Source organism: Neobacillus bataviensis, from assembly GCF_019969725.1.
In genome coordinates, this window is the sequence record NZ_JAHXYW010000008.1 from 102,525 (window position 1) to 116,461 (window position 13,937).

Below are 13,937 nucleotides of genomic sequence, written 5' to 3' on the forward strand. Positions count from 1 at the left end.
CTAGTCTTTACCTGATAAAAAACATAAATGGTGATTTTATTCACCATTTATCTTGAATAAAATCACCATTATCACCCGCTTTTTATCTAACTACAGGTGCTCCTCCGATATAAAACTCAAAATCTGGGGCAATTTTTCGTCCATTTGGCATCATTAACCATAATCTTAATAAATGACGTTTGCGGTCATCTTCTTCATAATCTTCAAATAGAGTACGTGAATGAAAAACGGTATAATTATTAACAAATTGCATATCACCTGGTTCCATCATCATATCAATATGGAAGTTTTCATCATGCGTAAGGGAATCTATAAAATCAAAAGCTTTGATCTCCTCTTCCGACAAAGAGATACCTGTTTTCGTTTGTGCTGATACGACATATTGTCGGATATATCTGCAGCTCAATTTATTATCGAAATAACTAAAGATTGGTGATTGAACGACCGGAGATTGACCTTCTGCTTCCTCCCCACGAAGATCATGTGCAAATGGACGATAAAGAATGTCAAGGTACTCTGGGTGCTTTTCCAGAATTTCATTATAGATAGACATCGCACTAGCGATACTGCTTAACCCGCCAGATTTCGCCTTGCGAAGACATAGTAAACCGACAACATCAGCAAGATCTGTGTGATAGTCAAGATGTACATTGGTTTGGTAACCTCTCACTTTTGAATTATCATTAAAGTCTTTACCAACGTTTTTGATATGCCCTAACAGGTCCCCGGTTTTGCTTTGGATGATCGGCAGTCCCAATTGAAGTCCGATACCCCAATAAATGATGCTCGCTTCCTCGTCAGTATACCGTTCCATTGGCAATCCACGAATCAATAGAAACCCTCTTCCGTTTTCTAGTTCGTCAACAAAATATGTGATTTCTTCAGCGAGATCAGGAATCGGGAAATCCTCTTTTGTAAATTCAGGTGCTTTTAATCCTTTTTGCTGGACATGTAATAAAGCCTTCTCGAGAGCAGTAATCGTTTCTTCGGTCAAATAATAAATCCATGAATCATCTTTAGCTAGTTCGATCCCTTTCCACGCTGAACGTCCTTGGATTTTTTCCTTTAAAATGATCGACATAAATATTCCTCCTTTGATAAATTGATTGTTTCACTATCATGTGATTAACAAATGCTAATTTATAATTTTGATATACTAATAATTTTTATTTAAGTAAAATGATGATTTACAACTTATTAATAAGTTATATTAATATAAAACTTAAAAGGAATTAACAAACTTCCTGTAGAATCTTTTACATACTCACTTGTTCCTCTGCTTCAATCATTGTGTCGCTTTTCTTTGAGGGACGTACACCAATCCAAAACGATAATCCGATAATGAGCATCACCAAAGAAGAGGCTTGAAATGCAAATCCATATCCAATTGCTTCAGTCGCTGCACGTTGAATAAGATTTCCAAATACAAGTGGAGCAATAATACTTGCTGTACTTGCAAGAGCAATGAACGTCCCTTGTGCCTTTCCAATATTTTGTGGAGAAAAAAACTCCATCAATATTGCCGGTGCAAGTGAAAGAATCACATACGCAAAACCCGGTGCAAGGGTAAAGAACAGTATGGACATAGCTGTGGAATTCGCAGCATTTGCTAGATATATGCAAAAAGCGGATAACATCATCATCAATCCGGCAAGATTTATTCGAGCTTTGCGAATATCTCTTGTTTTACGATAAAGACGATCTGAGACAAGCGCAAATCCTACCTGACAAAGTGCTGCAAAAAGAAACGGCAAAGACACGGCTAGTTTTAAGGCTTGGCCATTAAACTGTTGAATTTTTGTAAAATAGGCTGGAAACCATACAGCTTGAACGGACAATAACCAATAAGCACAGCCCCCGCATAAAACAGTCAGAATAAAATTTTTAGATAAAAGATGCGGCAGAAACTGACGCCATGATACTTTAGGGAGATTAGATGAATGCTGCTCCTTTTGCTGAATGGATGGCAAACCGATTTCTTGAGGACTTTCTTTACCGAAAATCAGCCATAACACCAGGACGATCAGTCCTAGAATACCCATCGCAATAAATGCAGATTCCCATCCATACTTATCAATCATTGAGATTAAAAGTGGCGAAGCGATCGCCGATCCCCCTGTCGTTCCTAACAAAACAGCACCAAACCCGATGCCGTGTCTATGTTTCGGGAACCACTTCCCCATGATTGCCGTTGATAGTGCAGGAGCTGGGCCTTCGCCTGCTCCCAAAATCATTCTCGATAACATAAGCATAGACAAACTGCTTACGAATGGGGTGGCAAATTGAACTGTCAACCAAATCAACGACATCCACGTTAACATTTTTTTCGTGTTTTTGGAGTCGGCCATACCTCCAAGAATGATAGATGAGAAGGTAAAGAACCAAAAGAAAGAACTTCCTACAACTCCCCATTGCGAAGGACTTAAATGTAACTCTTTCATTAATGGAATTGAAACCAAACCAATGATAATTTTATCCACCTGGTTGATCATTCCAGAAAGAACTAGAAATAATAAAATGATCCATGAATATTTTGGAGTGCTTGACATATAAATCTCCCCGCTTTTTCCTATATAAGGAACACCTTTTCCAGAACTCTGAAAAGGTGTCCCCACACGTTCTTGCGAAACGTTTTTAAAGCTTTACTTCAAGGTTTCCACTATTCCGCCAGATGTTTGTTTACGTACCGGCACACCGCCGCGACCCGGCTTACCGGTATTCTCATCAATAAACATAGCGAACTCCTCGGAAATTTCCCGGCCATTTGGCATCGTGAGCCACAATCTTAATAGATGACGTTTGCGTTCCGTTTCTTCATAGTCTTCGTATTGAGTACGTGAGTGAAGAATCGTATAATTATTGACGAATTGCATATCGCCTCGCTCCAACATCATGTTATAATGCAAATTCTCATCATGTAGGAGGGAATCTAGTAAGTCTAACGCCTCAATTTCCACTTTTGACAATTGGATGCCTGTTTTCACTTGTGCTGATTCGATAAATAAACGGACATATCGGCAGCTCAATTTACCATCATAATAATTAAAAATTGGTGATGAAAATACTGGAGATTCTCCTGGTGCTTCCTCTCCACGACGATCAAAGTAAAATGGACGGCAGAGAATTCCTAGATATTCCGGATTCTTTTCCAAAATTTCATTATAAACAGTCATCGAACTGATGATACTGCTGTAGCCTCCAGATTTGCCTTTTCGCAGACTTAGTAATCCAACAACATCCGATCCATCAGCATGGAAAGGAAGATGCAGTTTCGTTTGGTAACCGCGTACATTTGAATTTTCTAAACTAAGCCCTTGATCTTTAACATGCCCTAAGAGGTCACCATTTGCATTTTGCGATACCGGGATGCCCATGTGAAGTCCAAGCCCCCAGTAAATGATGCTTGCTTCCTCATCTGTATATCTTTCAATTGGTAATCCACGAATTAATAGGAATCCTCTCCCATTCTCCAACTCTTCAACAAAATAATCGATTTCGTCCACAAGATCAGCAATCGGAAAATCCTCTTTGTTAAAATCAGGTGCTTTTAAACCCTTTTGTTTAACATGAACTAAAGCGTTTTCAAGTGAAGCAATCGTTTTTTCAGACAAATAATAAACCCATGAATCATCTTTAGCCAGGTCAGTGCCTTTCCAAGCTACTGGCCCTTTAACTTTTTCCTTTAAAATGGTTGACATAAGTAATCCCCCTTTAATAATTTGGTTGGTTATTTTCTTACTTTATTTCGGTCAATTCTCTTAATTCTCTGCGCAAAATCTTGCCGGTGGAGTTCTTAGGGAGCTCATTAAAAAATTCTACTTGTTTAGGAAGCTTGTATTTCACCAGCTTATCTCGACAGAATTGGATAATGTCATTCATGGTGATTTGCTCATCCTTAACTACGACATAAGCTTTTACGCTCTCTCCGTATTCTCCATCAGGCACACCAATGACGGCAGCCTCTACCACGGAGGGATGTTGATACAAGACTTCTTCGACTTCACGAGGATATACATTGTAACCGCCGACTATAATCATGTCCTTCTTGCGATCAACAATGTAGATGTATCCATCTTCGTCCATTGTCGCGAGATCACCCGTGTAAAACCACCCTTCTTTAAAAGCAGCTAATGTAGCTTCTGGCATCCCCAAATATCCCTTCATTACATTCGGCCCTTGAACAACTAACTCGCCGACTTCCCCTATCGGCAATTCTTTTCCGAACTCATCTACAACCTTACTTTGGACAGCTGGAATATTCAGGCCGATAGAACCTGGTTTGCGGGTTCCTTTTAATGGATTAATTGCAACGAGAGGAGCCGTTTCCGAAAGCCCATATCCTTCCAAGATAGATACATTAAACTTGCTTTCAAATTTATGCAGCAGCTCGACCGGGATCGAGGCACCTCCAGAGATACATATACGAATAGATTGGAAATCCTCTGCAGTTGCTTCAGGTAATTGATTGATAAAACTGTACATAGTAGGGACTCCAGCAAACACGGTTGCCTTTCTTTCTCGAATGGTGCTTACCACGTCAAGAGGACTGAATTTAGGTTGGATTAGAACTGTTGCCCCGCAAGCAATTGGTGCGTTCAGACAAACTGTCATACAAAAAACATGGAACATTGGTAGAACGGCTACGACTCGATCATTTTCAACGAGTTCTAGTAATGTCGAAATGGAGTCAGCATTCGAAGCTAGGTTTCGATGTGTTAACATTGCACCCTTTGGTTTCCCGGTTGTTCCTGAAGTGTAGAGAATGACGGCAAGATCTTCCTCATCAATGTAAGGGCTTCCACAAATATTTAAGCTTGATTCCATGAGATTCTCCCATGTCCATTCCTGATCATTGGTTTCGGTATAAACCACCAGCTTCAGATTTTCTAATTGTTTCTTTACTTCTGATAACTTTGTTTGAACAGATACATGTGCAATAACGGCTTTAGCTTGACTATTGTCTAATATGTAGTTGATTTCCCCTTGGGTAAACAAAGGATTGATTGGCACAACAAAGGCACCCAGCCGTAATACACCGTAGTAGGCTATGAGAAATTCAGGGCTATTCCCTAATATAAGAGCTACTCCATCTCCCTTCCCGATTCCTTGGGCAGCCAAACCTGCAGCCAATTGGTCTACCTGCTGATTTAATTCCCTGTAGGTAACACTTATATCCCCATAGATATAAGCCATACTTTCAGGAACATTGCATGCACTTTTTCTTAGATTTTCGTCTAAATGATAAGTCATTAAATGATTTACCCTCCTTTTAATCACATGGAAGCTTTTGCACACTCACTATTGTGAATATTTAAAATATTGTTACACTAAGTATACTTATAAATTTCAATTAAATAAAATTAAACATTTTAATTTATATATGAATTAAACTAATATACAAAGGTAGGTCTGTAGAGCGGGAGGCTTACCAATCTCTGTATCCACTTCAAAAAAAACAAAGCCCCAGCATTCAGGCTTTGTCTTAGTAAAATTTATAATATTAATCGATTCTTGCGATAATTTTCTATTAACTTAATAAATAAGTTCATAGATTTTGTTTGGAATTCGGCCGATTCCGTTATAATGGAAAAATTCCTTTTTATCGGCGTCCCTTTTACATTTAAAACCTGAATGGTCCCAAGAATTCTTTCTTTTTTAACAGTAAGTTCTGATAAGTAACTAATACCAAGTCCCGCTTCAACGGCTTCTTTAATTAGTTGTGTGCTGCCGAACTCCATTAATTTGGATGGGCGTATTTGTAACGTTTGAAATAATTTATCTGTTGCATCTCTTGTTCCGGAACCCTCTTCACGGACAATCCAATTCTCTTGTTCTAACTGACCTCGTGTCACTTCCTCTTCTGAGAAAATTGGATGATTCCCCCCTGCGACGATATACATCAGGTCTTTTGAAAAGGTTTTAACATTTAAATTTCGATTTGATATTTCACCCTCTACAATCCCTACATCGATTTCATGACTTATGATTGCTTGGGCTATATCCCTTGTATTGCCGATTTGAACGGAAGGAATGATATTCGGATATAGGTTTTTCATTTTAGCAAGGATATGTGGTAATACGTATTCTCCAAAAGTATAGCTTGCACCAATTTTTAATAGTCCTGTTGGCTCGTTATTTAATTCATTCACTAACATAGACATTCTTTTATACAAACCGGTTATTTCTTTAGCATGTAAATAAACAATCTCACCTGCTTTAGTCAGCTGCACACTTTTGTTTGTCCGCAGAAGCAGTGTTGCACCTATATATTTTTCTAATTGTTGAATTTGCTGGCTAACGGCAGGCTGAGTCATATGAAGCTCTTCCGCAGCCCTGGAAAAGTTCCTTTTATCCGCTACTGAAATAAACACAGTCAATAGTTGATCCATATGTCCACCTCCTTAGTATCGATTTTACTTATTATAACTATAATAATCATTTATTTTCCTTATTGTAAATCATTCGTTACGATTAATTTAAATAATGCAAATGAGGGGATGAAAGACATTGGAACAAAAAGCTTTAATAATTTCCAGTCCAAATAAGCAAAAAAAAGCTGCGAAAAAACTAAATGTTTCTTTGATAACTGGAATTGGTTTTACTTTGATTATAGCCGTGATAGGTTTTACCGTGGCACAGCTGCCAGGTCTAAATCGGTTAGGACCACTTGCGTGTGCCATTTTAATTGCCGTGGTCTATAGACAGGTTTTTGGATATCCAGAAAAATTACGTACTGGTATTCAATTTACTTCAAAAAAGCTTTTAAGATTTGCCATAATCCTTTATGGATTAAAGCTTAATATGATCGTGATCTTTCATGAAGGTTTACCGCTTTTGCTAAGAGGAGCCGTAACCATCATTTTTTCAATTGCAGTTCTTATGATTCTTGCAAAATGGCTCAAAGCAGATCTTAATCTTTCTTTATTATTAAGTGTTGGAACAGGTATATGTGGTGCCGCAGCCATCGCGGCCGTATCACCCATTATAAAAGCAAAAGATGAAGATACGGCAATGGGAGTAGGAATCATCGCATTAGTAGGCACTTTTTTTTCTATTATCTATACGTTAGTATATCCAATATTACCCATTAGTCTTATAGACTACGGAAATTGGGTTGGAATCAGCCTTCATGAGATCGGGCATGTTGCTTTAGCAGCTGCTCCTGCTGGCCAGGATGCACTTGCTCACGCATTACTCGCCAAACTTGCACGTGTATTCCTATTAATTCCGGTTTGCTTTATCCTTATGTTTTGGATGAAAAAAAGAGGAAAAATAGACCGAGAGGCAAAATTCGAGTTTCCTTGGTTTTTAATTGGTTTTATCATTATGAGTTTTGTAGGAAGTTATATTATCGGAAATGAGTTTGTAGTATCAAAAAAACATATGTCCGACATTTCAGCTTTCACATCGTTTATTTTAACGATGTCTATGACCGGCTTAGGATTAAATATTAGCTTAAAAGAATTACGTACGAAAGCTATTCGTCCACTTTTAGCCATTATCATTACATCCTTACTTTTATCTTTGCTAACTTATTTTAGTTTTTAACGGCGGGAATCAAAACCCTGCCTTTTTTGTCGTTTTTTTTTAATATGGGAAAAGATAAAATGAAACGGGTTTTTGAAAGGAGCCCTTCCAATGGAAAATGATCTTACCTTTAAACAAGTAGTAAAGCAAAAAAAAGCAGATAACGTTGAAAGTGGGGGGCATTCTAAACTAGCCTGGTGGCAGCTTTCACTGATTGGGATGGGTGCTGTTATCGGAGCTGGCTTCTTTCTTGGGACCGGATTATCGATTAAGGTTGCGGGCCCAGCGATTCTAATTAATTATGCCATTGCCGGATTAACTACATATTTTGTATTCAGTGCTATCGCCGAAATGACCGTTGCCGATCCGCAGCCAGGTTCTTTTCGAACCTATGCTAGAAAAGCATTCGGAAATTCAATGGGATTTGTATCCGGGTGGGTTTATTGGTTAGCAGGCGTTTTTATTATGTCAAGTGAGTCAGTAGCACTGGCCACATTTACCGGGTTCTGGTTCCCCGATGTTCCAATATGGATCTTTACAGTATGTTATGTGGCCCTCGCATTTGGGATTATTCTATTAGGGGTTAACAACTTCGGGAAAATTGAATCCTTATTTGGAATCATAAAATTGTCCACGCTTATCATCTTTATCTTTTTTGGCTTATTAATTTTGTTCCATATGATTGGACCACAGCCACATCGTTTAGATGTAAGAAATGTTTGGAACCCGCTAGTTCCTAATGGAGCAGCAGGCATGTGGGAAGCCCTTATCTTTACCTTTTTTTCGTTTGGGGGTATTGAGGTATTAGGGATTGCATCCACTGAATTAAAAAATAAAAATGAAGTTCAAAAAGCAGGTTCTACTATGCTTATGGCTTTAGTCGCTGTTTATATACTGTCGATTTTCTTTGTTTTATATTTTGTTTCATGGACAAAGATTGACGAATCAGAAAGCCCATTTATTACGGCTCTGTCTATTTTTAATATTCCCTTTATTGGTTCCATATTTAATCTAATTATTATAAGTGCTGCTTTTTCGACCATGGTAGCGGCACTATTTTCCGTGACAAATATCTTGGTATCTTTGGCAGAAGACCGGGATGCCCCAAATACACTGGCAGGGAGGAATAGAGAAGGCCTTCCACTAAAGTCCTTAATGGTAACAGGATTAGCTTTGGGAGCATCACTAGTTCTTTCCTTTATTATGCCGGGAAAATTGTATGAGTATATTACGACAGCTGCCGGTGTTCTGCTGATATTGAATTGGGTTATTATTCTTTCTACCCAAATAAAATTACGAAAACGAGAAGAGCGGATTCGTACCTTTAAAATGCCCGGGTATCCATATTCCTCTTATTTTGGAATCGCCATTATTCTGTTGGCGGTTTCCGGGGGAATGATTGGCGAAACACAAAGAAGAGGTGTTCTGATAAGTGTTGGGTTAATTCTTGTTATTTTTTTAGTCAGTATTGGCAAGAAAAAACGGGTTTTCAGCAGAGATAAAGTAAATAATTCCTAATGAAGCTCGACAAAAAATATGCAGCCCGAGCTCTTTCTTGACAAAGTCTCGGGCTGCTTTTTTCTGAAAGCAGATCAATTTTTAAAAATATTGAAAAACTCATCAATAAATTGCTTAGCTATCTTTGTTAACCCTTTCGTTTCTAAATAAATAAGCCAGAAATCAATTGGAAAATAATCTTCTTCCTTTAAGGGGATTATTTTTATCTCTCCATTTATAACCATTGGACTTTTCTTAATAGAAAAGTCATGCAAAAATAAAACGGCCTGGCTTTCTTTTATCACTTCAAAAAGAAGACTGCTGCTATTCGATTTGATTAAAACTTGATTTGCACTCAGTTTGATTAATTTCAATACCTTTTTATAATCGGAGGAATTATACATCACAAATTTTGAATCTCCGAGATCACTTAGAGATACAGTATCCATAGAATAAAAAGGTGAATTTTTACCCACTGCAATACATATATGGCCCTCATGAATATGTTCAAACCGAATATTTTTTTCCTTTTTTAACTCATCTCTCGAGGCATGTATTAAAGCAAAATCATAATTTTGCGTGTTAAAATTTTGAATGATATAAGTAGGGTTTTGCTCAAGTACTTCGAATGTAATATCACTTTTGTTCGAATTAAAGTTGACTAACGCTTCTTCTAGTAGAAAAGAAAAAGTAGGAGCAGTAAGGATTTTTAAATGAGTTTGATTGCTATTTTTATACTCATAAATTTCTTTATTCATTTGTTTAATGGTATTTAGTAACGTTATTGCTTTTGAAATTACTATTTTACCTTCAAAAGTGGGAGTAACTCCTTGTTTCGATCGGTTAAAGATTTTTATCCCAAGTTCATTTTCTAATTGTGTTATAGATTGACTCATACCTGAAGGAGAAATAAATAATTTTTCAGCTGCTTTTGAAATGGACATCTCGTTCGCAACATTTACAATATATGCCATTTGCTCAAAATTCATAATTTCACCTCAACCTCCATGGTTAACGCAATAAATTAACTACATTGTACACTTGCTATTTTTTAAATATTATAAAGTTTATTTTCGTCCTAATAAAGAAATAAGTCAAAATAATCGCAAACATACAATGGCGCGTCCCCCTATTGGAGTTCGCGCCCTAAAAGTTATTCGGCTTCCGAGTTAACGATCTGCACGTTGAATTTCGGTTTAATCGACAAACGCGGATAGTCTTTGCGCCAATTTAAATACTTCCAAACGTTAGGATGGAATGCCTTAATTTGCATGCCAATGCCGAGAACGTCACAATTCGCTTTTTGCAATTTCTCAATCGTTTCCGCCGCATTTTCTTCCAGATGTTTGCTTAGTTCTTTCTCCATTCGATTAACGTAATCAGGCTTTAGTGTTTTAACTGTTTCGCCAATTTCGAACGCATTAATACGCAGTTTGACTTTGATTTTGATTTCCGGCAATCCTCTCGATGGACGGCCGACGCTGATCTTTGAATCTCCCTTTTTGAGGGAAAACCCATAATTGATGTCTTGTCCCTCACCGTTTCCTGGCAAATGTCCGGTAAACCTTTGCCTTCCTGGCTCCCTCCCTGACATCAACAACAACATTCGGACTTGTTCTTTGCCGAGTTTTACCCCTGTATTCGTACCTTGCCGGAATAAAAGGGCGCCTCCTAATTCCATTCTCGAATCTAATGGTTTCAACAGGGGCAACGCGATATCTTTCAATGGATCTTCTTTGGAAAGAATAAATTGCATCATAGAAACGTTGGACACTACACCGTTTTTTTCCAAAGACAAAATAAACTCGTTCAAATTTTTCGTAAAGTCTTTTTTCCTGCCCGATTTAGTTTTCAAAAGCTCAGACATGCTCCCTTCGTAAACGACAACGGGAGTGTTAATCGACGAATAGGGGGCATCAAGTAAAAAAGCAATCTTTGGAATAGGATCATGTGAAGCAAACCTCTTGCTAAGGAAATAGACTCTCGTGTTGACCGGTAAGAAAGGAGCTTGATCGATGTAATCTCCTTGGCCGACCGCTTCGACTAAACTATGTGCTTTGAGCTCCGTCAACTCTGAATTCGGGGTCCCTTCTCCTTGGCCGGCACTTTTGAGTTTTGTGACAACAAAATCGAGCACTACGTCCCCGCTCTTCTCGTCCAGGTCCAAACCGGCGATGTCCACTAATCTAAGATTGCGCAGGGGCAAGCGATCCCAACAACCGGTCAAGAACAATAACATCAAAATTCCGATTGCCGCTTTTTTCATCCTCCCGCCGCCTTTCCCCTTGCCAAAGAAGTAAGAAGAAGAATGCTCGGCACAATGGCAATGATAATCGCAGTAGCCATATTATGATAGCTTGAAAATCGGAACAGCCATTGCCGGTCGGAACCCCATAAACCGAGTGCGAAGCAAACGATTGCCAAAATCCATACCAAAAGAGAATGGCTGCGGATTTCTTTGCGGCCGACGAACGCCAGATATCGTGCGGACAAAAACAAATAAACATAAACCGTTACTGTAGTCACGGACATCCATATTGTCATAAAAAATATATCCAGGCTTTGAACAACTGGCCATCTGAATTTACGGAGAATAAACACCATCGGCTCCGGAATGGAATTCAATTGACTTTCGCTGAAGTTGTACGTCACAATGACTGCTATCAACACGTAAAAAAAGGTCGTAAATCCATTGGCGATCGACATGGCAATGACGATTTCCTTCTTCTTACGGCAACTTATGTATGGAAAAACGTATAGGAGAAGCTCATACCCAGCGTACAACCAAAACGCAGGGAGTGCCCCCTTTAGAAGGGGTACGATCCCATGAGTGCCGACCGGAAAAAAATTGCGCCAGTCCCCTTTTCCCATTCCACTAATAATTAGGATCACCATACAAGTCAGAAACAGGAGCATAATCATCTGCGTGATGGTCGCCATTGACCGGAGTGTCGATGATGCAACATAAGCCGCGATCGCGGCCGATACTCCGACTAACACGAACCAGGGGGTTTCAAATAACACCCAGCGGTTGATAACATCGGAATAGGAGACTATGACCAGAAGACTAGATTCCGCGCAGTATATTGCATAGATGAAGTTCACGACCGAACCTAACGGTTTTCCAACTATCGCGGATATATACTGGGACAAAGGCCGATCATCATATCTTTTTCCCAGCTGATAGATTATAAGGATGACGGCTTGAGCGAACACTCCCCCCATTAAGACGGACATCTACGAGTCGTAGCCCGAGTAGCGGGATTGTGCGTAAGGGATCGATAAAACGCTAACACCGACTTGGGTCAGAATAACGAGGCAAATAAGCTGATTGATGGAAATTTTATTCAAGTGGATCATTCTATCACCCCTTTGGATCTCCTATTCTCGTCTCGTCTTCCGACAAGCTTTCTATCGGGCGTTTTTTCAAGCTCCTGATTGGCCCTCTAAATAGCGAATCCTTGATGGTATCGCCGCTAAGTCCCGAGTAAAAGTACGGAATACCCATCGTGTTGATACGGGCCAAATGCGTCAGCACCAAAAGGAATGCAAGCATCAAGCCGATCAGCCCGAAAATCGATGCCATGAAGATAAACGGGTAATATAATAATCGGGCTGCTAATCTCATTTCGTAGGAAGGAATAATATAAGATGCAATACCCGTTAGCGCTGTTACAATCACCATCATATTGGAGATTAAATTGGACTCAACAACGACGGTACCGATGACGATACCGCCGACGACTCCGATCGTATTAGCGATCGAGCTTGAGAGTCGTACAGTAGCTTCCCGCAGGATTTCGAGTATGACCAACATCGTTATCGCTTCGAGTACGGGCGGCAGTGCGATATATTGCATAGAGCTTTGCAGTGTCAGTGCGATTTCGAACGGCACAATCCGGGGATCGAAGGTGACAAGGGCCACGTAAAGGCCGGGCAAACTGATCGTCAAAAGGAAGCCGATGACCCGAAGAAACCTTAGGCTGCTGCCAAACAGCCAGCCGACTTGGTAATCGTCCGGGCTTTGCAAAAATGCCCAAAACGAGACCGGAACGATCAGGCAATCTGGTGAACCGTCCGTCAAAATAGCGATTTTTCCATCCATCAGGTAAGATCTTACCCTGTCCGGTCTTTCAGTTACGAGTATTTTTGGAAAAACAGAGAATTTTTTATCTTCGATCAACTCTTGGAGAAAGCCAGGGGCTTCCACATAATCGATGTCGATAGTTGAAATCCTGTGCTCAAATTCCTTTATGACCTCTTTATTGGCGAGAGAATGCAGGTAAAGTACGGCGACTTTTGTGTTCGACCTGCGGCCAACCTGATAAAACTTTACAACAAGATCGGGCGACGCAATCTGCTTGCGCATTAAATTGAGATTGGTATCCATGTTTTCGATTAACGCTTGGTTGGAGCCACGCAGCACCCGTTCGTTCACAGGAATGTTTACTGCTCGTTCTTTACTAAGCTCGGATCCAAGCAAATACAACTTCGCTTCGCCTTCTATTTGGACTACCGTCTTTCCTTCGACCAGCGCTGTCGACCCAACCGAAATAAGATCAGTCTCGCTGTAATCGAGTATGGACACGGCTTCGCGTACGCTAACGTCCCCGTTATGAAGCAATGGGCGAATAATATGTTCCTGTACTACAGCAAGCTCAATCATTGTATCCAAATAAAAAAGCCGAAAATGTCGGTCACCGGCCACGAAATCACTCGATTGGAAGTCTGAACTATGGAAGAGCATTTCCTGTAGCGACTTCTCGGTTATGTCTAGAGATCGGTCAGCTTTCATTCGAGACTCCTCTTTTCTCCAAATCGGAAATTTAATCCTATTTTCCCCAAGATTTCTTTTCATATTCCGTTTCGAAGGCATTGTTAGGAACATCTCGCAAACCGACCTTCGACTCAAA

Annotated in this window: 11 protein-coding genes; 2 read left to right on the forward strand and 9 right to left on the reverse strand. The window is 39.7% G+C overall.

The annotated features are described in order from the left end of the window. Nucleotides 1-82: 82 nt before the first annotated feature. The 5 genes from LC455_RS19780 to LC455_RS19800 form a co-directional block, all read right to left on the reverse strand. The gene (locus tag LC455_RS19780; RefSeq protein ID WP_223593302.1) at nt 83-1,081 is read right to left on the reverse strand and encodes a TauD/TfdA family dioxygenase; all 999 of its coding nucleotides are present in this window, start codon (nt 1,079-1,081) and stop codon (nt 83-85) included. Between the two features lie 175 nt (nt 1,082-1,256). Further along, a complete protein-coding gene (locus LC455_RS19785; protein WP_223593303.1) occupies nt 1,257-2,549 on the reverse strand; it encodes an MFS transporter in 1,293 nt (430 codons plus the stop codon). A 93-nt stretch (nt 2,550-2,642) separates the two neighbouring features. Further along, entirely contained in the window at nt 2,643-3,698 is a 1,056-nt protein-coding gene (locus LC455_RS19790) for a TauD/TfdA family dioxygenase (protein ID WP_223593304.1), read from the reverse strand. 37 nt (nt 3,699-3,735) lie between these two features. After that, entirely contained in the window at nt 3,736-5,250 is a 1,515-nt protein-coding gene (locus LC455_RS19795) for a long-chain-fatty-acid--CoA ligase (RefSeq protein WP_223593305.1), read from the reverse strand. 242 nt (nt 5,251-5,492) lie between these two features. Further along, the gene (locus tag LC455_RS19800) at nt 5,493-6,389 is read right to left on the reverse strand and encodes a LysR family transcriptional regulator (protein ID WP_223593307.1); all 897 of its coding nucleotides are present in this window, start codon (nt 6,387-6,389) and stop codon (nt 5,493-5,495) included. Between the two features lie 139 nt (nt 6,390-6,528). On the opposite strand from LC455_RS19800, the gene LC455_RS19805 reads away from it, so the two are divergent. Further along, entirely contained in the window at nt 6,529-7,548 is a 1,020-nt protein-coding gene (locus LC455_RS19805) for a YeiH family protein (RefSeq protein ID WP_223593520.1), read from the forward strand. A 90-nt stretch (nt 7,549-7,638) separates the two neighbouring features. Continuing rightward, entirely contained in the window at nt 7,639-9,045 is a 1,407-nt protein-coding gene (locus tag LC455_RS19810) for an amino acid permease (protein WP_223593309.1), read from the forward strand. A 74-nt stretch (nt 9,046-9,119) separates the two neighbouring features. Here the strand turns inward: LC455_RS19810 and LC455_RS19815 are convergent, their stop codons facing one another. From LC455_RS19815 to LC455_RS19830, 4 genes are all read right to left on the reverse strand, one after another. Next, nucleotides 9,120-10,013 carry a LysR family transcriptional regulator gene (locus tag LC455_RS19815; protein WP_223593311.1) on the reverse strand — a complete coding sequence of 298 codons (894 nt, stop codon included), beginning with the start codon at nt 10,011-10,013 and terminating at the stop codon, nt 9,120-9,122. Nucleotides 10,014-10,177: 164 nt separating this feature from the next. Further along, nucleotides 10,178-11,290 (reverse strand): Ger(x)C family spore germination protein, encoded by a 1,113-nt coding sequence (locus tag LC455_RS19820; RefSeq protein ID WP_223593313.1) that lies wholly within the window; start codon nt 11,288-11,290, stop codon nt 10,178-10,180. Beyond that, nucleotides 11,287-12,261: a GerAB/ArcD/ProY family transporter gene (locus tag LC455_RS19825; protein WP_223593314.1), complete on the reverse strand. Its 975-nt coding sequence runs from the start codon at nt 12,259-12,261 to the stop codon at nt 11,287-11,289. The genes LC455_RS19820 and LC455_RS19825 overlap by 4 nt, the downstream gene beginning before the upstream one ends. 127 nt (nt 12,262-12,388) lie before the next feature. Further along, nucleotides 12,389-13,819, reverse strand: a complete 1,431-nt coding sequence (locus tag LC455_RS19830) for a spore germination protein (protein WP_223593315.1) — start codon at nt 13,817-13,819, stop codon at nt 12,389-12,391. Nucleotides 13,820-13,937 lie beyond the last annotated feature (118 nt).

Excerpts from the sequence above, each read along its gene's own strand:
- LC455_RS19825 (WP_223593314.1), bottom strand. The coding sequence starts at position 12,261 with ATGTCCGTCTTAATGGGGGGAGTGTTCGCTCAAGCCGTCATCCTTATA.
- LC455_RS19830 (WP_223593315.1), bottom strand. The coding sequence starts at position 13,819 with ATGAAAGCTGACCGATCTCTAGACATAACCGAGAAGTCGCTACAGGAA.
- LC455_RS19800 (WP_223593307.1), bottom strand. The coding sequence starts at position 6,389 with ATGGATCAACTATTGACTGTGTTTATTTCAGTAGCGGATAAAAGGAAC.
- LC455_RS19820 (WP_223593313.1), bottom strand. The coding sequence starts at position 11,290 with ATGAAAAAAGCGGCAATCGGAATTTTGATGTTATTGTTCTTGACCGGT.
- LC455_RS19815 (WP_223593311.1), bottom strand. The coding sequence starts at position 10,013 with ATGAATTTTGAGCAAATGGCATATATTGTAAATGTTGCGAACGAGATG.
- LC455_RS19785 (WP_223593303.1), bottom strand. The coding sequence starts at position 2,549 with ATGTCAAGCACTCCAAAATATTCATGGATCATTTTATTATTTCTAGTT.
- LC455_RS19790 (WP_223593304.1), bottom strand. The coding sequence starts at position 3,698 with ATGTCAACCATTTTAAAGGAAAAAGTTAAAGGGCCAGTAGCTTGGAAA.
- LC455_RS19795 (WP_223593305.1), bottom strand. The coding sequence starts at position 5,250 with ATGACTTATCATTTAGACGAAAATCTAAGAAAAAGTGCATGCAATGTT.
- LC455_RS19780 (WP_223593302.1), bottom strand. The coding sequence starts at position 1,081 with ATGTCGATCATTTTAAAGGAAAAAATCCAAGGACGTTCAGCGTGGAAA.
- LC455_RS19810 (WP_223593309.1), top strand. The coding sequence starts at position 7,639 with ATGGAAAATGATCTTACCTTTAAACAAGTAGTAAAGCAAAAAAAAGCA.